The organism is Vagococcus sp. JNUCC 83 (assembly GCF_053667615.1).
The window spans coordinates 1317937-1337007 of record NZ_CM132204.1 but is presented as its reverse complement, the minus strand read 5'-3'; the positions used below and the strand labels follow the sequence as shown (position 1 = coordinate 1337007).

Sequence of the window (19071 nt, the reverse complement as noted above, 5' to 3'; positions counted from 1 at the left end):
ACAGGTTAAAATAGTCAGATATGATAATTTAGAGGAGAAGCTAGATGGAAATTCAAAAAAAAGGATTTAAACGATTTAATACAGTACAGTTTATCTCCCTTATGTTTTTAATTATTATTTTTATTGGATCATTTTTGTTGTTTTTACCAATCAGCCATCAAACAGGCCAACATCTTAGTTATATTGATGCATTGTTTGTCGCTACATCATCCGTGTGTGTGACTGGATTAACACCGATTAATATTTCTCAAGTGCTTAGTCCATTTGGCCATGTCATTATGATGATTTTGATTGAAATAGGTGGCCTTGGTTTTATGTCCATAGCCCTTATTGTGGCGATGATGTTTAGGAAAAGAGTATCGTTGCAATCACGCTTAGTTATTAAAGAGATGCTTAACTTAAATAATCAAGGTGGCGTTGTTAAGTTACTAAAATTTGTTGTGCGTTTTTCAGTTGGTGTTCAATTATTAGGGGCTATATTACTAGGTTTTCAATTTATACCTCAATATGGTATGGGAAAAGGAATATTTTATAGTTTATTTCATGCTATATCAGCTTTTTGTAATGCTGGTTTCGATTTATTTGGTGATAGTTTATTAGGTTATCAACAAAATCCTTATGTATTATTAGTGATTTCAGGGCTTATCATCTCAGGTGGATTTGGTTTTATTGTCTGGTATGATTTGATCCATCTAAAAGAACATAAACGATTGTCGTTACATACTAAAATAGCTCTAACAGTGACCTTGAGTCTTTTAATCGGTGGAACTATTTTATTTGCAGTGACTGAAAGATTCCATAATATGTCACTCTTTAAACAAATTACTAATACCTTCTTTTTAAGTGTTACACCAAGAACAGCAGGCTTTGCATCAATTGATTATGGTTCAATGAGTTATGCTGGGCTGATACTAACGATTGTTTTGATGTTTATTGGTGGAACATCAGGTTCAACAGCTGGTGGGATAAAAACCACAACTTTAGGTGTTTTGCTTGTCCAGTTAGTGAGTACTTTAAAGGGGCGAGACGAAGCAGAGTGGCAAGAACGTTCAATTCCTAGAAATATTGTTATGAAATCTTTTGTTTTATTCTTTTTTGCCAGTTTATTGTGTCTACTTAGTGCGCTAGTACTGTCAATGACTGAGTATAGTCCACCTTATTCTGGTATTGAATATGTCTTATTTGAAGTGGTGTCTGCTTTTGCTACGGTTGGTCTAACAATGGGGTTGACGCCACATTTGACTATTTTTGGTAAATTACTTATTATGTGTTTAATGTTTATCGGACGAGTTGGGTTGTATACAGTCATGTATGCATTACTAAGAAAAGAACTTAATGATGTAGGTAATAAATTTAATTATCCAAAAGAAACTGTATTGATTGGATAAACTTGTTGTACGAGTTAATGATAATATTTTTTTGAAAACTTTCAAATTTTAATTTAATTTTGTATCTGTTATGTATTATAATGAGCATATTAAAAATAAAGGAGAATGTGACATGTTAGATGAAAAAACATTGACGATTGTAAAAACACATCCGGGATTTATTGCAGCAATGGATCAAGGTGACTTAAGTACACCAGGAGCTTTAAGACAATATGGTGTGCCGGATGAAGCATATCAAACTTCTGAAGAAATGCATAACATTATTCATGATATGCGCACGCGTATGATTATCAGCGATGAGTTTTCATCGAAATATGTATTAGGTGTTATTTTATACAAAGATGCACTAGAGAGAACTATTTTTTCAGAACCAATGCCAAATTATCTTTGGGATAAAAAAGGGATACTTCCATTTTTAAAAATTGATCAAGGATTAGCACCCCAAATAAATGGTGTTCAACAAATGGCAGACTTAACAGAATTTGATGACTTAGTAGAAAAAGCAAAAGACTTTCCTTTTATTGGCTTTAAATACCGTTCACTAGTTTGTTCTGCTAATAAAGAAGGAATTAATCAGTTGGTCAAACAACAATTTGAGTTAGCGAAAAAAGTTTATGCTCTAGGATACCTCCCAATGTTAGAACCTGATATTGAGTTACATATTCCTGATAAAAAACAAGCTGAAATTTATTTGAAAGAAGCACTAGCAAATGAGTTGTCTCAATTAGATCAACATGTAAAAATCATGCTTAAACTAACATTACCTAGTGAACCTGATTTTTATCATGATTTATTAGAGTTTCCTCATATCGTACGTATGCTTGCGTCGTCTAGTGGTTTAAGACAAACGGAAGCAGACAAAAAACTGAGTGAGAATCATGACATGATTGCTAGTTTTTCAAGAGCATTAACTGAAGGATTAAGTTATCAGGAAAGTGATTTAGAGTTTGATTTCCATCTACGTCAAACATTACATGCTATATTTAATGCGTCAAATACATAATATAGATGACCATCTGATTAACAGATGGTCTTTTTAATCGAAACTATTTAGGAGAACATTTATGAAAACATTAGTTGTTATAGCCCATCCAAATTCTGATGAATCTGGATTGCAATCATTTTTTAAAGAAAGTAGTGCCAGCTTATCGCAAGTTACTATTTATGATATTCAAAAAGAGTTACCAAATTTTGATTTATCAAAAACACAAGAATTATTACGCCAACATGACCGAATTATTTTTCAATTTCCAATGTATTGGTATGCCGCACCAGATATTTTATACAAGTGGTTGGAAAAAGTCTTGACGAAATCTTTGTATCAATCAGAACTTAAGGGAAAAGAATTAGGTATCGTTATAAATACGGGACAAAAATTGTCGGCTTTTCAAGCAGGTGGAAGTGAACATTTTTCAATATCAGAGTTACTTAAACCTTTTCAAGCAATAGCATATAAATGCCAAATGACTTATTTGACACCATTTACCGTGTCTTTATTTTCATATTTAAAAGAAGATGAAAAGAAAGCATTGTTAGTAAATTATCAACAATATTTAACCAAAGAAAATAGTGATCGATTTACTATAAAAGAAGCTTGGTTTATTGAGCGCTTAAGAGAATTACGAAAAAATAATTTAATTAGTGATTCAAATCAGCGATTAGTATTTATTGAGGAGTCTATCGAAAATAACCGATTGGAATTAGAGCATTTACTCATGACATTAGAAGAAATGAGGTCAGAATAGTGGACGAAAAACAATGGATACTAAATGAATTATCACTTTTAAAAGAAGAAACACAAATTTATGAAGTGACAGCTTTTTTAAAAGGACTTGAAGAGGTATTAATCGAACAATACACAAGAATTAATCAAGCCGAATCTGAAATTGATGGGTTACTATGGAGCCCTAAAGAGTGGTAGATATTTATCTTTCAGTAGAAATTTGTTATAGTAAAGAAAAACATATTTAATAGGAGAGCCAATGAAATACGTAAATTATCTGATATTACTTTTCTTGTTAGTTGGCCTAAGTGGTTGTGGTGATAAGAAGAAAGAAACAAATGAAACCACGGAAAGTACTGTTGGGATGGTTGTTAAAGATAAAAAAGGCAAACGTAGTACAGTCGTTAATAACATGCTAGTGGGTCATTCAAAAATTAGTTTTAATAATGAAAAATATGACATTTTATCTGAAGGAAAATTTACACAACAATCACTTTGGGGCACTTTTCAGCAAGAAAATAATCGAAAGAACTATATACAAATTGATGCGTTTGATAATACCCAAAAAATGTATGGTGAGATTGCTGGCTATGTATTGGATGGAATAAAGTGGGATGAAGCAGAACCTGTACAGTATTTAGGAGTAATGGAAGAGGCCCTTCAGTTTTCTAAAGACAAAAAAACATTGATGTACAAAGCTAGAACAGGAGATGTTCTTTTTTCGGTGACAATGTTTGGTAATGAAAAATTAACCAATAAAGAAATATTAAATTTAAAAGAGATAGCAAAAAGTATAAAAATAGAGTACGTCGAAGATCAAATGACGTCAGTAAGCGGTGGATAATTCACCGTTTTTTTATATTTTTTTGAAAAAAATTCAAACTTAATCTTATTAAATAAAACGTAAGTTTGGTAAACTATAAGTTGTAGTGAAAATAATGGTTTTTCTTAGGAGGAAACTGGATGGATACTTTAGTAAATTTTAGAGATTTAGGAGACATTCAAACACTTGATAATAAAAGAGTGGTTAATCATCAATTTTTAAGAAGCGGTGAAGTTGTAAATATTTCACCAGAGGATAAACAATCACTCATTGAAACATATGGACTTAAAAAGATTGTTGATTTTAGAGGCGATATAGAAGTTAGTAAAAGTCCTGATGATCGTTTAGCAGGTGTTTTATACGAACATATTGATATCTTAGGAGCGACTGCCTCGCAAGGAGCGAGCTTAGAAGAATTACTAAATCCAAAATATGATCCTAAAAAAGCAATGATGACTATTTATGAAGAATTGGTATTATCAGAAAATGCACAGAAGGGCTACTCAAAATTTTTAAGTGATTTTATTAATCAACCTAATGAAGCAACTCTGTTCCATTGTTATGCTGGAAAAGACCGTACAGGATTTGGAGCAGCACTTATCCTTTATAGTCTAAATGTTTCTAAGGAAGCAATCGAAGAAGATTATCTTAAAACAAATGATTCACGTAAGGCAGCTAATGAGGCAATTTTTGCTGAAATGAAAGAAAAAGGTGCCACAAGTCAACAACTTGATCACATGTTAGTGATGCTGAATGTAGATAAAGCTTATCTTGATTATGCATTTGATTTAATAGAGAAACATTATGGCAGTGTGGATAATTACTTTACCACCATATTGCACTTACCTGAAACATTCTCTGAAGATATGCAAAAACTTTATACTAAATAACAAAAGGAAATCAGTATCGATTTCCTTTTTCTAATGTTAATAGTGATTGTTTAATAGTTAAGCCATATTCTGAAGCTCCAAAATAACCAGTTAACTTTCCAGACCTGCTGATTACCCGATGACAAGGGATGACGATAGGGATGGGATTTTTTTTACAGGCTTGCCCGACTGCTTGATAGGCACGCGGATGATTAATTTTTATTGCTATATCTTTATATGAAGACGTTTGGCCATATGGAATCTTAAGTAAAGCAGACCAAACACTTTTTTCAAATTCAGTTCCTGTCTGGATGTCTAAAGGAATAGAAAAAGTGGTGATTTTTTTGTTTAAAAACTGATTGATTTCGTCTAAGCATTGTTGGATAAGAGGGTTATCTGATTGTGACACACTAGTTTCTTGTGAAGGTGTTATAAAATGAATAGATGTTATACCTTCCTCACTAGCTTTAATATCAAGTAACAGGTGACCAACTTTGTATGGCATATAAATTCACTCCTTTTGTTTATCATAATACCCAATTTTTATAAGATATGATAGTATAAAAGATAAGAGAAGGGACGTTAAACATGAAAGAAGTCATTCATTTATTGCATACAAACGATATACATTCACATTTAGAAAAGTGGCCAAAAATTAGACGGTGGATTAAAGATCAGACAACTGATTTTATGACAACACAGACAAGTGTATTCACCTTTGATATTGGTGATTTTATGGATAGGGTACATCCTTTAACAGAAGCTACCAATGGTGTCGCAAACGTTGAGTTGATGAATCAGGTTCATTATGATGCTGTAACAATAGGAAATAATGAGGGAATCACTAATAGTAAAAACGTGTTAAATCGTTTGTATCAAGAAGCAAATTTTCCGATTGTTTTAAGTAATTTATTGGATAGACAAACAAATCATTATCCTAGTTGGGCTAAACCATATATTATATTGACTAGTTGTGAAGGAACGAAAATTGGAATCTTTGGTTTAACAGCTCCCATGGAATTAAGTTATTTTCCGTTTGGTTGGCAAGTTCTTAATCCGTATAAATGTGCAAAAGAGATGGTCGCTGAGTTATCAGAAAAAGTAGATGTCATTATATTATTATCTCATTTAGGTATCAACGATGATAAAAAAATGGCCCAAGAATTTCCAGAAATTGATGTGATTCTCGGTTCACATACACATCATTTATTGCCTGAAGGTTTAATAGAAAATGGTGTGTTGTTGTGTGCAGCTGGTCGGTTTGGAGAATATGTAGGAGACGTCACACTCGAGCTGACGAATTCTATTATTACAAAAAAAATAGCGACAACAACGGCTGTGGATTCTTTGAAGGAACATATATCTGATGAACAAGAAGTTAGTCAGTTTATGATAAAAGGAAACCAACTATTAAAGGAAACAAAAGTAGCAACATTAGCTGAAAAGCTTACTAAAGAAGACACTCTTATTTTAACAACTTTAAAAGCGATGAAAAAAAGTAGTGGATGCGATGTTTCAATGATTAATTCTGGCTTATTTTTAACTGATTTAGGTCCAGGAGAAATTAATGCTAAGGATATACACACCAGCTTGCCTCATCCTATGAATTTAATTAAAGTGACCTTAAAAGGTCGAGATTTGTTAAGATTAGCCAAAGAAGTTATAAAAAATCGCGATTTTTTACGCAAGTTTCCAATAGTTGGAATGAAATTTAGAGGGAAATATTTTGGTGAAGTATGGTATGATGGCTTTACTTATGATGAAACGTTAAACCAAGGATATTGGCTAAATCAGCCAATTTATTTAGATAAACAATATAGTTTTGTAACAGTAGATCATTTAGCTTTTGTTCCGTTCTTTCCCACAATTGAAATTGCTGGAGACATTGAAATTTTAGGACCAAAATTTTTACGAAACTATCTATCAGAGTATTTAGGTCAATAAATTTAACATGAAAAGATAGAGGTAACTACGTATGGCAAAAAAATATAAAGAAGTTGAAGAAATAGAATCTATAGAGACACAACCAGAAGAAGTAGATGAAGTCTTATTGGAAATGCTTGAAAATTATCATCCTGACTCTTTTCCATTGGCGAATGGAACATATCGATTGGTCAAAGACTATCGTGATGGGTTTGACTATGAAGCGTTGATTAAACGTTACAACGATGTTTTAGCAAAGTATGATTACATTGTTGGAGATTGGGGATATGACCAATTACGTTTGCGTGGCTTCTTTAAAGATGACTTTAAAAGCGCGCCACTAGATGCAAAAATTAATACGTTGAATGATTACTTGTATGAATTTTGTAATTTTGGCTGTGCATATTTTGTTATCGAACAAATTGGGGAGTTTAAACGAAAAGGGCGCTCCACTAGCTTTAAACCAACTAAGAATAAAAAACAAGCCCACACTAGTGAAAAAAAATACGATGCTAGAAATAATAAGAAAAATAAATATAAAGGCAATAATAATCAACAAAGAAATAATCAAACTCAAAATAAAAAAAATAACAAATCAAATAAAAATAGTTCAAACACTACAAAGGAACGTCATTTTAAAATAAAGAAAAAAGAAGAATAGGAGCTAACCAATGACATATAAAGGATATTTGATCGATTTAGATGGCACTATTTATTTAGGAAACCAACCAATTGATGCTGGAAAGCGATTTGTTGACAGATTAAAAGAAAAGAATATTCCTTTTTTATTTGTGACAAATAATACGACTAAGACACCAAAAGCAGTACAAACAAGATTACGAGAATCATTTGATATCGATGTATTAGAGGAAACCATATATACTGCTAGTTTAGCAACAGTTGACTACATGAAAGACAAGGATTTAGGTGACAAAGTGTACGTTATTGGTGAAGAAGGACTAAAAGAAGCAATCTATTCATCGGGATTTATCTTAGATGAAGAAACACCTGATTATGTTGTGGTCGCATTGGATACTGATTTGACATATGAAAAATTAGCAGTAGCCACATTAGCAATTCAAAAAGGAGCTCACTTTATAGGGACTAATCCTGATAAAAATATTCCAACTGATAGAGGATTAATGCCCGGAGCTGGAAGCTTAATTGCATCTATTGAAACGTCAACACAACAAAGAGCAACTTATATTGGTAAACCTGAAGTTGTCATGATGGAAAAAGCACTTGAACGATTACAGTTACGTGCCAGTGAAGTAATGATGGTAGGGGATAACTATGAGACTGATATTCGTGCAGGAATTGATAATGATATTGATACTCTTTTAGTCCTAACAGGTTTCACTAAAGAAAAAGATGTCGCAACACTACCAATTGCTCCAACAAATGTTGTTAAGTCTTTAGATGAGTGGCAGGTATAACGTGTGGTAAAAGCAAAAGAAATACTAAAAAGAGTGACATTGATTTTGTTTTTATTGAGTCTAGCAATTACTTTGACAATTAATGCAAGATGGTTGTATTCCTTTGATATAAATTATTTAGGGATTACAGAGTATACTGATTATAGTAGACAAACCATTATGTCGAATTATGATGAACTGATGCGATATTTAAACTTTTTTTGGGTAAAGACTCTTTCTATGAACGATTTCCCGACTTCAACAGAAGGTGCTTTTCATTTTCTTGAGGTTAAACGTTTGTTTCAATTAAACTATGCTGTTTTTTTTGTGACATTAATCCCAAGTGTGATGTATCTATATCGTTTAATTAAAACAAAAATGGTATGGACCCTGTTGACGATGATTAGAGGGATTTTGTTTGGTTTAGGAGCATTAGCTTTCTTTATGATTGTAGCATTTGATCAGTTTTTTGTACTTTTTCATGAAGTCTTTTTTAACAATGATGCGTGGATTTTTTATCCAGAAACAGATCCGATTATTTTAGTATTACCACAAGATTATTTTTTCCATTGTTTCGCACTATTCTTTGTACTGTTTATACTATTTTTATTATTACTTTTATTTAAAGGGAAAAAAGAATTAAGAAAAAACGGAGCTTAGTCAAAAGAGCTGGACGGGTAAAAATAAAAAACAATAAGCAATGAAAGTCGATTGACTTTCGTTGCTTATTAGGGCTGTACACTAAATCGTGTTGATAGATTAAATTCTATCAACACGATTTAGTGTACAGTATGTAAAAAAGGTACGGATGAGTTTCTTCATCGACATCAAACTTATTTTTTGCTGGATTTTTTCTTGTTATTTTTATGTAAAGTAGCTTTTAATTCTCTGTGGACACGTTTTTCGTCTTTTGGAGATTCTAAAATTAAAAGTTTTGCGTGATCTGTATATAAATTTTGTTTGATATCAGGAAGTCTTTTTTTAAATCGGCGATTCCATTTATATAACTTAAACATGCGTTTGATGATTTTTTTTCGTTGTGAAAAGGATTTATTACGTTGAGAACACTGTTTCATGGCTCTTTTTGTAACACGATATTGCGTTAATGATAAAGGATAGTCTAAAATGACAATCAAATCAGCATCATTGGTGCTTTTTTCAGTCCAACGACTAACTTGTACGCCTTCCACTATCCAATTTGGTAATTTGTTTAAACGATTGCTTAGCTCTAAGTATCGTTGATTTTTATCTTTAATTTTCAAGTAATCATCTAAAGAAATTCCTTGAATGTGGTATTTTTCTTGTAGTTCCAGGGTAAGGGATGTTTTTCCACTACCAGCGTAACCAATAATTCGTATTTTCATCCTTTATACAGTCTCCAGTCAATCGTTCTATACATATCGTACAATAAATAACGATTTTTTTCAATAAAATACTGTTTTATATAAGAAATATTCAGCTAAAATAAAGAGTATGGTAATAAAACTAATATTTATATTTTTATAAAGGTGAATGATTATAATAAAATATCATTGGCAAACATTGATGAATTAGGTAATACATAGTTTTTTATTTAGATATGCTATATCAGTTTAGTTGCTAAACTGTATTGCTTAAAATTATTTTTATATTATTCTATTTGTCAAATTAATTTAGATCAATTATCATCATGTACATAATGATAACCTTTTAGTAAGTTTAATAACTCTCCTCAATCTAACTAAAAAAAGAATAAATTGGAATTATCATCTTATATACTTGAGTTAATTAGTTTAATTTAATAAAAATTATTAATGCGACTCAATGCTAGACCTGCATTAATAATTAAGAAGGTATTGTTAACAGTGTGGGGCATTACAAGTAACTAATTAATTCTATTAGTTCAAGCAAATTTTTAACAATATACTGAGCTCCAGCTTCTTTATATTTTTCAGAAATAACAGCGAATTTCTCATTTTTGTCATTTTCAGATAATTGATTATATTCTTCAATAGATAACCCTAGCATAGAACTTCCTTCAAGAACACCGATTGTGATTACTCCTGCATTAACACCTTCTTGTATATCAGAAATAGTATCACCGATTTTAATTACTTTACGTGTTTCTTCTAATTCTAATCTTTTCATATTTTCAAAAATCATATAAGGATATGGTCTTCCGTATCCGCCTACTTGATCAGGCGTTACAACTTCATCAGGCGTATACCCTTGTCCAGTAGCTTCTTTGGAAACGACTGTCATCATCTCACTTGTAAAACCAGTTGTCGATCCGATTTTGATTCCTTGACTTTTCAAATGGTTCATACATTCTAATGTATCTGGTTTTAGTTTTGTATGACTAACCAAACTAATATCTAATTTTTTTACAAATTCGTCATGAAATGCATCAACGTCTTGATCAGTGAAATTTCTACCATTTTTATCTTGAAATTGTTGATTAATTCTTGGCATAGATAACATTGTTTGAATATGATCCCATTTTAACGTACCCATTGGTTCTCTAATTTCATCCATTGTTACGTCAATATCAAAGCTTGAGAACGTTTCTTTAAACGCTTGAACCGGAGCAAAACATCCGTAATCCACTGTTGTACCTGCCCAGTCAAAAATAATTCCTTCAATCGTTATCATATCATTTCCCCCTACTTACTTTCAAAGTATTCTTTCATAATATCAATTAATTTATTAATGTCTTCTTCATAGATTTCACCTATTACTCCAATACGAAATGTATTCATATTTAATAATTTACCAGGATAAATTGCATATCCGCGTTCTTTTACAAATTCATACATCTCTTCAAATGAAAAGTCATCGCTTGGGTATTCAAAGGTGGCAATAATTGGTCCTTGAACTTCTTCATCCAAATAACTTTTTAATCCTAATTTTTCAAAACCATTAATTAAGGTTGTCATGTTATTTTGATAACGTTTATTTCTTTCGGTAATACCACCTTCAACAGCTAATTCTTTGATTGCTTGTTGGAAAGCTAATACAACATGAGTTGGTGAGGTAAATCGCCATTTACCATCTTTTTCCATTGTTTTCCATTGATCATACAAATCAAGTGATAAAGAATCAGCAATTCCTTCAGTTTGCATAAACTTATCTTTATTACAAATTACAAAAGAAAAACCTGGTACGCCTTGAATACATTTATTTGCAGAGCTAACGAGATAATCTATACCGTACTCGCTAACAGGAATATCCATTCCGCCAAAACTAGACATTGCATCGACAATAAACGTTTTATCAAATTCTTTACACACCTCACCGATTTCCTCGATATTATTTAAAATTCCAGTAGTTGTTTCACTATGAACCATCGCGACATACCCAATATTGTTATTTGTATTTAATACTTTTCTCACTTCATTGGCATCAAACACTCTATCGTAAGAAATATCCAATGTGTGACATGTTATACCATGACGTTGGCATATGTTGGTCATTCTTTCCCCATAAGCACCATTGCTTAAAAGTAATAACTCACTATTTTTTGGAATGACACTTAACAAAACACTTTCTACACCAAATGTTCCTGAGCCTTGCATTAAAACAGTTGTATAGTCTTTATTACTAACTTTTGCTAAATCTAATAAAGATTGTCTAATATTTTGCGTAATGCTTTTATAATCGTCATCCCATGTGCAGTGGTCAACTAGCATGCTTTCTTTTACTGTATCTGTTGTTGTTAATGGTCCTGGTGTCAATAATTTATATGTGTTCATTTGCTTAATTTCTCGCTTTCTTCAAAGAATTTTTTATGTTTTTCTAGTAACGCAATAGTTAATTTCTTATCATACATCTTAATGTTTTTACTTTTTGTACCGTTTGACACTTCATTAGTATATAAAGGTGTAGGATAGATACTAAAAATATCTTTTCTACCTTTGTCCAATAATAATTGAGCCATCTTTTCGACAGTATCTTTTTTTCCATGATTAACGATGGCTAGTGACTCTTGCAGAACAAAATTACCTTCCACTGGATCGACAAAATCAATTGGTAAGCCACTATTTTTATCTTTTATTGCCTGATGTTTCAAACCAAAAGCAACAGCAACTTCTCCAGTTCTTACTTTTTTCAATGGACCGGATCCACTTTCTTCTAAATGTGGTCCGACGTTTTTAATAATGTTACTTAAAATTTCTTTAGCTTGATTTTTACCATATTCACTAATTAATGCTTGAATCAACAACCAACCAGTACTAGATCCTCGAATATCCGGAATAGATACTAACCCGCGATACTTTTCATCACCTAATTCTTTAATCGAAGTTGGTTTACTCAATCCTTTCTCATCAAGTAAATTAGTATTAACAATTAAAGCCCCCTCTAAACCGATGATTGGATAGGTATAATTTCCCACTTCTTGGATTGGTTTATTGGTGATATTGAATGGTAAAAACATATTGTAAGTGTTTTGAGCGTCCTCAATATAATAACTACTTAGTGTGACGATGCCAGCTTCTATATTCTTACCTTCAGTTTTTATTTTTCCACCTAATTCACTTGTTCCATATGATTGGATAATATATTCATCTTTATACCCATTCTCATCTAATGTTTGTTGCATTACTTCTATAGCTTCCTCATCAGCATTAGAGTATATTACGACCTTACTTGATGTACCTTGAACCATACTTGTAGAAAATACTAGACCTAATAATGCTAATGAAGACACAGCATACAGGATATTTTTAACACGATGATTAGATTTTTCAATTGCTACAGAGGTTCCCAAAACAACCGCTTTGATAAATAAATTCGTTACTAAAATGAGTAAAGACAAGATGAAAATTTGATTGAACTGACCAAAATGCTGCAACTCTTTAATTTTAGTTGTGATGACTGATGTATATGCACCAACTAAAAAGATAACGGCACTTATCGTTACCATTGAATTGGTAAAATAGTATGAAAAAATATTTAAAAGAGTTTTTTGCGAATTTGGTATAACAATTTTAAAGATTGATTTAATCCATGTATCACCCATTAACTCAGCTGTTGTTTCAAACTTTGAGTCAATCTTATTTAATGCTTCTTTTGCTAAAGTATACGGTGTGGAAAAAAAATGAATAACATTACTTACAATCAAAATAATAAAAGTATACTGCAAAAATGTATTACTAAATGTTAAAAGAAAAGAAATACCTAATACCATTCCTGGAATAGTATTTGACACACCACTAAATGAATCTAATACCATTTTAAAGCGATTTGATAATTCACTTCTTGTAACTAAAATCGCGCTGAAATAGGATAACAATGTTCCTAAAATTGCGGTCATAATAGCTACTATTAAAGAATTACGATAGACGTTTAATAAGTTAGCTGATTTAATCGTTTCGACAAAATATTTGGTAGTAAATTGAAGGTCATAAGGCCAATTTTTAGTGAATGGAACGATGAAAATAGTAGCAAAAATGAACAATATAATTACGCTAATAATAATGGATAGTGTTGAAAATGACACATCTCTTACTTTACCAGTCGGTAATACAATATCTGATGTTTTGTCATACCTCACATTATATTTTGCAATATATTTCAATACCAACACACTAATAATACTTGGTAACAACATTATTATAGAAATCACTGCACCATTTCCTATATTTGATACAGTTCCTAACATCTCGTTATAAAGTAACGAAGCTATTACCGTATATTCCCCGCCTAAAGAAGCTGGAATACCGAAATCGGTAAAACTTAAAAAGAAGACTTGTATAAATCCACTAATCAAAGTAACGAATAACGGTGCTAAAATAGTTTTCGAAAATTTTTTAATAGAAGGATCGCCCATAATATCTGATACAATAATAAATTTTTTATCAATATATTTCATTGTATTATCTAGTAAAAGAAACGATACCGGTAATGTATATAAAGTATATCCTAATACCAATCCGTGAAATCCATAAATATTAAATAATTGATTCCCCAATATTTTAGTTAGGATACCTTGTTTACCAAAAGCGTACATAATCGCAAAGCCATATGTGATACTAGGTAAAAACATAGGCAATACTGAAATTGAACTTATTCCTTTTTTAATCCAATGATTTGTTCTTGTAAAATGCAATGTATAAGATAGCATAAATGCAATAAGCATTGATACAATTGCACTACAGGTTGACACGATAAAACTATTCTTTAGTGAAGAAAAAAATTTAGGGTTTGTTAAAACATTAATATAATTTTCTATAGATAAATTTCCGCTCGTTAGAAACGAATTAATCCCTAATATCATAATTGGTACTATTAGAAAAACAAGAAACAAACAACTAATTAAAATATAAATAATTTTACTTTCTTTGTTCACTTTAAGCATAAATTTCTCCAAATAATTTATAAATATTATTCCTTTTTATTTCTAATTGTTTTAATATAAAATTTTGAATAAATAAGTTACTTGGTGACATTATAATTTCTTTCGGTTCAGCGAACTGAGAAATTTCTCCTTCTTCAATCACTAGCACTTTATCTGATAAAGTGAGTGCTTCTTCAGGATCATGAGTGACAATAATCATTGTTAAATTAAATTCTTTAGATATAGTATAGAGTTTGTTCTTTATTTGCTCTTTAATGACGCCATCCAGCGCACTTAAAGGCTCATCCAATAAAAGTATTTTAGGTTTCATTACCATAGTTCTTGCAAGGGCTACGCGTTGTTTTTGTCCACCAGACAATTTATTAATTTGTTTTTCTAAATGTTTTTCCAATTCAAATAATTTGATTAATTCATCCACTTCTTTCTTAGATGATACATTAGGTTTGTTATTCAAACCATATGTAATATTTTGATAAACATTTAGATTAGGAAATAGAGCATAATCTTGGAACACAATATTAAAGCCTCGTTCTTTCATTGGTACGTTAGTAATGTTTTTTCCATCATAAATAATTTGACCATTATTTATTTTTTCCATTCCCAAAATACAATTTAATAATGTTGTTTTTCCACTACCACTAGGTCCTAAAATTGATACAATCTCACCTTGATTGATAGTTAAACTAATATTTTTTAATATAGCATTTCCTTCGTAACTTTTATTGATATTTAATAATTCTAGCATTTTATCAACTCCATATTATGATATTTTCTTTATTCAGTGTAATCATTCGATAGAATATAAACAACTTACTTTACTCTAGATTTACAAACTAGACACTAAGTTTACATTGATCAGACAGATTATAACTAGTTGATCGATAAAGTGAGTTATCTATACTTAATGAAAAACAAAGAGGGGCTTATTTTATGACAATTTAAGATGACCTTTTAAAAATTATTATTAAGAGTCAAGGATGTCGAAAATTAATACTTTTATGAGTTTTTTATTATTTTGGAGTAAAATTTAGAAAGCCAAAAGCTAATTTAAAGGAAATAAACATTGAATGTTCCAAAAAAAGTAGAAACTATCTCAGATCAATGTGGATTAAAATTTACATATTAATTGTTAAAAAAAAAGTCGGAATTAATTACCGTTTAGCTGAGGAATTGACATATACAAATTAGAAGGATATAAAAAACTATCCAAAGAAAAGAAAAGACGTATCTTTTTTCTATAATATAACAACAGAAAAATGTATCACTTGATTTATACCAAATGATACGTTGAACATTATAATATTAGTGAACGGGCTAGCAATACATATCAAGAAGAAATACATTAATTAAACATGAACTTAAAATACAAATAAGTTATGTTTTAGAAGGTTTCGCGAGTATGTTGGTAATTATAGGAGTGTTGATTTTTTGGTAGGTATGGTAGTTGGCTTTATAACAAACTGATTTAGCCATATTTATTTAAAACATTTTTAAGCCAGAAATGTAGTTAAATTAGCAACCAGTGAAAAACTAAGAACGAGTCGAACTACACTAGCAAAAGTAGAAAAAAGAATTTTAGGAAAAAAGCTAGAGCTTGATGATAATAATTCAAAAGAGATAGCTGAGTTATCTAAGACCTATATTTTTAGCTAGTAAAAAATTCATTCCATATTATAGAAAGAAGATGTAAAAGTGATAGCAAAAATGATAAGATGGTAGATAAGAGCACAATGTAGTAACAATAATCGAGCTCTTATTGTTATTCCATTATTGACAAACGTTGGTAAACTAAGTATTATATAATTTGTAATTTAAATATGCCGCCTTAGCTCAGCTGGTAGAGCACCACCATGGTAAGGTGGGGGTCGTCGGTTCAAGTCCGACAGGTGGCTTAAAAAAAGAGGTTGACCCAAAAGTAAGTTTTTAAATGAAAATCACTAAACTAACAAAACAGAAATCCCATGAAGTCAGTGTTTTAATAAACTGATTTCATGGGATTTTTCTATTTTAAAATTTTTGGGTCAGCCTCTTCTTTTTTTATAATTTTTTAACGAATTCTGATTTTAATTTCATTGGACCAAATCCATCTACTTTACAATCGATGTCATGGTCACCTTCAACAAGACGTATATTTTTAACTTTTGTTCCTTGTTTGATAGGCTGGCTAGCACCTTTGACTTTTAAGTCTTTGATGACTGTCACAGAGTCCCCATCAGCTAATGGGTTTCCAAAAGCATCTGTTTTTACATTCTCAGCTGTTTCAGTTGACTCTTGTGATGACCATTCGTGTGCACACTCTGGACAAATATACATGTGTCCATCCTCGTAAGTATAAGATGAATTACATTCTGGGCAATTTGGCAATGTTTCCACTGTCATACCCTCCTTTCGATAATTTATTTTATTGTATCTTATTTGTTATAAAAAAGAAAGGTGTAGTCATAGAAAGTAAAGAGATGTTGATAAATATAATAACCTATTTGGAATTTTTAAATAATCATGTATAATGGTAGGAGCAAATTTAAATAAAAGGAGGCCCCTTTTTTGACTGATAGAAATGATGATTTTAATCGTGATGAAGAACACAAAACGGGTAAAGACTTAAAAAACTATGTGTTGGATTCAATGAAGACTGATGATTCGACAAATAAAGAAGACACGACAAATTATATAGATAACCAAGCATCTCGTGAAGATGATGAAAAGACTTATAAACGAAATAGAGATAGACCATCAGCAAGACGACAACAACAAAACTATAATGGTAGAAAAAAAGAAAATAATATGGTGAAAAAAATTGTCCTAATTATTGTAGCCGTGCTTGTTTTAACATTGTCTATTGCAGGGTTTTATGCGTACCGTTATTTTACATCAAGTTTAAAACCTTTAGATAGTAGCAATGAAAAACTTGTTCAAGTAGAAATTCCGCAAGGTAGTAGTAGTAAACAAATTGGACAAATTTTAGAAAAAAAGAAAATTATAAAAAGCGGTTTGGTCTTTTCTTATTATGTGAAGATGAATAATAAAGCTAATTTTCAAGCTGGTTATTATCAAATGTCTCCTAGTATGACACTTGAAGCTATTACAAATAGTTTAGAAGAGGGTGGGACAGATGAGCCAGTTTCATTAGCGGATGCGAAAATAACCATACCTGAGGGATACTCAGTGGATCAAATTGCAGAATTATTTAGTAAAGAAACAAAATTACCTAAAGACGACTTTTTGGCTGTTATGAAGGATGAGGATTATTTTAACGAGCTTGTGGCGAAATATCCAGCCCTTTTAACAAGCGCTAAAGAAGCAAAGGATCCGCGTTATCGTTTAGAAGGGTATCTGTATCCAGCAACGTATTATTATTATAAAGATGTACCAGTCAAAGATTTGGTAACCCAAATGGTTGATAAGACAAATCAAGTATTAGAACCATATTACGATGAAATTAAAGCTAAGAAAATGACCGTGCAAGAAGTATTAACATTGGCGTCTTTAGTTGAAAAAGAAGGTGTCACATCTGAAGATAGACGAAAAATTGCACAAGTATTCCTAAATAGGTTAGCTATTGATATGCCAATCCAGTCAGATATTTCTATTTTATATGCTATGGATGAACATAAAGTCCATCTGTCTGAAAAGGATACACAAATTGATTCACCTTACAATTTATATATTAATAAAGGAACAGGACCTGGTCCGTTTAATAACCCAAGTCAAGACGCTATAGAGGCTGTTTTAAAACCAGAAGAGACTGATGCTTTGTATTTCTTAGCCGATGTATCTACTGGTAAAGTATATTATGCAAAAACATATGATGAACATTTAGTGAACAAAAAACAATATATTGATGATAAAAACAATTGATAAAGATATATAATAAATTTTCATAAAATAAAGAGTTTACATTTTTCAAACAACGTGGTATTGTGTTGTGTATATTAAATAAGGGAAGCTTTTCTAGTTATCTAGGAAAGCTATTCCTTTACTAGAAATAAACTAAGATTGAATTAGTTAAGGAGAAGTGAGAGTGCTATGGAAAAAGTCTATCCTATGACTTTAGAAGGTAAACAAAAATTAGAAGATGAACTAGAAATGTTAAAAACAGTAAAACGAAAAGAAATTGTTGAACGCATAAAAATTGCTAGAAGTTTTGGAGATTTATCTGAAAACTCTGAGTATGAATCAGCTAAAGACGAACAAGCTTTTGTTGAGGGACGTATTACAACATTAGAAAATATGATTCGTTTGGCTCAAATTATTGATAATAATAGTACAGACAAAGATACTGTTTCTTTAGGAAGAACAGTTACATTTATAGAATTACCTGATGGAGAAGAAGAAGAATACACCATTGTTGGTAGTGCAGAAGCAGATCCATTTGCAGGTAAAATATCAAATGATTCTCCGATAGCAAAAGCGTTACTAGGCCGTAAATTAAATGAAACAGTAACGATTGATACACCAGGTGGTAGCATGGATGTAAAAATACAAAAAATTTCTTAAAAGTTATGCTTTAGCATAACTTTTTCTTTTGAGTCTAAGTCTTAAGTCTGATAAAAGATTCAATCTTTTGAAGTTGTGTGTATTCTATAAGAAACG

Annotated in this window: 19 protein-coding genes and 1 tRNA gene; 13 read left to right on the top strand and 7 right to left on the bottom strand. The window is 31.0% G+C overall.

Going from position 1 to position 19071, the window contains the following annotated elements; genetic code table 11:
• Window positions 1–44: 44 nt before the first annotated feature.
• The 6 genes from JNUCC83_RS06460 (at window position 45) to JNUCC83_RS06435 (ending at window position 4824) form a co-directional block, all read left to right on the top strand.
• Window positions 45–1388: a TrkH family potassium uptake protein gene (locus JNUCC83_RS06460; protein WP_454459238.1), complete on the top strand. Its 1344-nt coding sequence runs from the start codon at window positions 45–47 to the stop codon at window positions 1386–1388.
• 112 nt (window positions 1389–1500) lie between these two features.
• A complete protein-coding gene (locus tag JNUCC83_RS06455) occupies window positions 1501–2391 on the top strand; it encodes a class I fructose-bisphosphate aldolase (RefSeq protein WP_454459237.1) in 891 nt (296 codons plus the stop codon).
• Between the two features lie 61 nt (window positions 2392–2452).
• On the top strand, window positions 2453–3133 hold the full coding sequence (locus JNUCC83_RS06450; RefSeq protein WP_454459236.1) for an NAD(P)H-dependent oxidoreductase: 681 nt from the start codon (window positions 2453–2455) through the stop codon (window positions 3131–3133).
• Window positions 3133–3309, top strand: a complete 177-nt coding sequence (locus JNUCC83_RS06445) for a hypothetical protein (RefSeq protein WP_454459235.1) — start codon at window positions 3133–3135, stop codon at window positions 3307–3309. The genes JNUCC83_RS06450 and JNUCC83_RS06445 overlap by 1 nt, the downstream gene beginning before the upstream one ends.
• 61 nt (window positions 3310–3370) lie before the next feature.
• Window positions 3371–3955, top strand: coding sequence for a hypothetical protein (locus JNUCC83_RS06440; RefSeq protein ID WP_454459234.1), 585 nt, complete (start codon window positions 3371–3373; stop codon window positions 3953–3955).
• 119 nt (window positions 3956–4074) lie between these two features.
• Entirely contained in the window at window positions 4075–4824 is a 750-nt protein-coding gene (locus tag JNUCC83_RS06435) for a tyrosine-protein phosphatase (RefSeq protein ID WP_454459233.1), read from the top strand.
• 10 nt (window positions 4825–4834) lie between these two features.
• On the opposite strand, the gene JNUCC83_RS06430 is transcribed toward JNUCC83_RS06435, so the two are convergent.
• On the bottom strand, window positions 4835–5308 hold the full coding sequence (locus JNUCC83_RS06430) for a methylated-DNA--[protein]-cysteine S-methyltransferase (RefSeq protein WP_454459232.1): 474 nt from the start codon (window positions 5306–5308) through the stop codon (window positions 4835–4837).
• Between the two features lie 83 nt (window positions 5309–5391).
• Between JNUCC83_RS06430 and JNUCC83_RS06425 the strand changes: the two genes are divergently transcribed.
• From JNUCC83_RS06425 to JNUCC83_RS06410, 4 genes are read left to right on the top strand one after another with little or no spacing between them, the layout of a single operon-like run.
• The gene (locus JNUCC83_RS06425) at window positions 5392–6747 is read left to right on the top strand and encodes a bifunctional metallophosphatase/5'-nucleotidase (RefSeq protein ID WP_454459231.1); all 1356 of its coding nucleotides are present in this window, start codon (window positions 5392–5394) and stop codon (window positions 6745–6747) included.
• Window positions 6748–6778: 31 nt separating this feature from the next.
• Window positions 6779–7387 carry a YutD family protein gene (locus JNUCC83_RS06420; protein ID WP_454459230.1) on the top strand — a complete coding sequence of 203 codons (609 nt, stop codon included), beginning with the start codon at window positions 6779–6781 and terminating at the stop codon, window positions 7385–7387.
• Window positions 7388–7397: 10 nt separating this feature from the next.
• Window positions 7398–8162 carry a TIGR01457 family HAD-type hydrolase gene (locus JNUCC83_RS06415; protein ID WP_454459229.1) on the top strand — a complete coding sequence of 255 codons (765 nt, stop codon included), beginning with the start codon at window positions 7398–7400 and terminating at the stop codon, window positions 8160–8162.
• A 3-nt stretch (window positions 8163–8165) separates the two neighbouring features.
• Window positions 8166–8801, top strand: coding sequence for a TIGR01906 family membrane protein (locus JNUCC83_RS06410; protein ID WP_454459228.1), 636 nt, complete (start codon window positions 8166–8168; stop codon window positions 8799–8801).
• Between the two features lie 173 nt (window positions 8802–8974).
• Here JNUCC83_RS06410 and JNUCC83_RS06405 read toward each other — a convergent pair whose 3' ends face one another.
• The 5 genes from JNUCC83_RS06405 to JNUCC83_RS06385 all read right to left on the bottom strand — a co-directional run bounded on the left by JNUCC83_RS06405 (window position 8975) and on the right by JNUCC83_RS06385 (window position 15223).
• Window positions 8975–9505, bottom strand: a complete 531-nt coding sequence (locus JNUCC83_RS06405; RefSeq protein ID WP_454459227.1) for a P-loop NTPase family protein — start codon at window positions 9503–9505, stop codon at window positions 8975–8977.
• A gap of 490 nt (window positions 9506–9995) precedes the next feature.
• The gene (gene phnX, locus JNUCC83_RS06400) at window positions 9996–10772 is read right to left on the bottom strand and encodes a phosphonoacetaldehyde hydrolase (protein ID WP_454459226.1); all 777 of its coding nucleotides are present in this window, start codon (window positions 10770–10772) and stop codon (window positions 9996–9998) included.
• Between the two features lie 11 nt (window positions 10773–10783).
• Window positions 10784–11872, bottom strand: a complete 1089-nt coding sequence (locus JNUCC83_RS06395; RefSeq protein WP_454459225.1) for a 2-aminoethylphosphonate--pyruvate transaminase — start codon at window positions 11870–11872, stop codon at window positions 10784–10786.
• On the bottom strand, window positions 11869–14478 hold the full coding sequence (locus JNUCC83_RS06390) for an ABC transporter permease subunit (protein ID WP_454459224.1): 2610 nt from the start codon (window positions 14476–14478) through the stop codon (window positions 11869–11871). Before JNUCC83_RS06390 ends, JNUCC83_RS06395 begins: the two co-directional genes overlap by 4 nt.
• Entirely contained in the window at window positions 14471–15223 is a 753-nt protein-coding gene (locus tag JNUCC83_RS06385) for an ABC transporter ATP-binding protein (protein WP_454459223.1), read from the bottom strand. Before JNUCC83_RS06385 ends, JNUCC83_RS06390 begins: the two co-directional genes overlap by 8 nt.
• A 1074-nt stretch (window positions 15224–16297) precedes the next feature.
• On the opposite strand from JNUCC83_RS06385, the gene JNUCC83_RS06380 reads away from it, so the two are divergent.
• A tRNA-Thr gene (locus JNUCC83_RS06380) sits at window positions 16298–16370 on the top strand.
• Between the two features lie 145 nt (window positions 16371–16515).
• On the opposite strand, the gene JNUCC83_RS06375 is transcribed toward JNUCC83_RS06380, so the two are convergent.
• The gene (locus JNUCC83_RS06375) at window positions 16516–16857 is read right to left on the bottom strand and encodes a zinc ribbon domain-containing protein YjdM (RefSeq protein ID WP_454459222.1); all 342 of its coding nucleotides are present in this window, start codon (window positions 16855–16857) and stop codon (window positions 16516–16518) included.
• 246 nt (window positions 16858–17103) lie between these two features.
• Between JNUCC83_RS06375 and mltG the strand changes: the two genes are divergently transcribed.
• Window positions 17104–18336 (top strand): endolytic transglycosylase MltG, encoded by a 1233-nt coding sequence (gene mltG, locus JNUCC83_RS06370; RefSeq protein WP_454461337.1) that lies wholly within the window; start codon window positions 17104–17106, stop codon window positions 18334–18336.
• Between the two features lie 168 nt (window positions 18337–18504).
• Window positions 18505–18975 carry a transcription elongation factor GreA gene (gene greA, locus JNUCC83_RS06365; RefSeq protein ID WP_454459221.1) on the top strand — a complete coding sequence of 157 codons (471 nt, stop codon included), beginning with the start codon at window positions 18505–18507 and terminating at the stop codon, window positions 18973–18975.
• Window positions 18976–19071 lie beyond the last annotated feature (96 nt).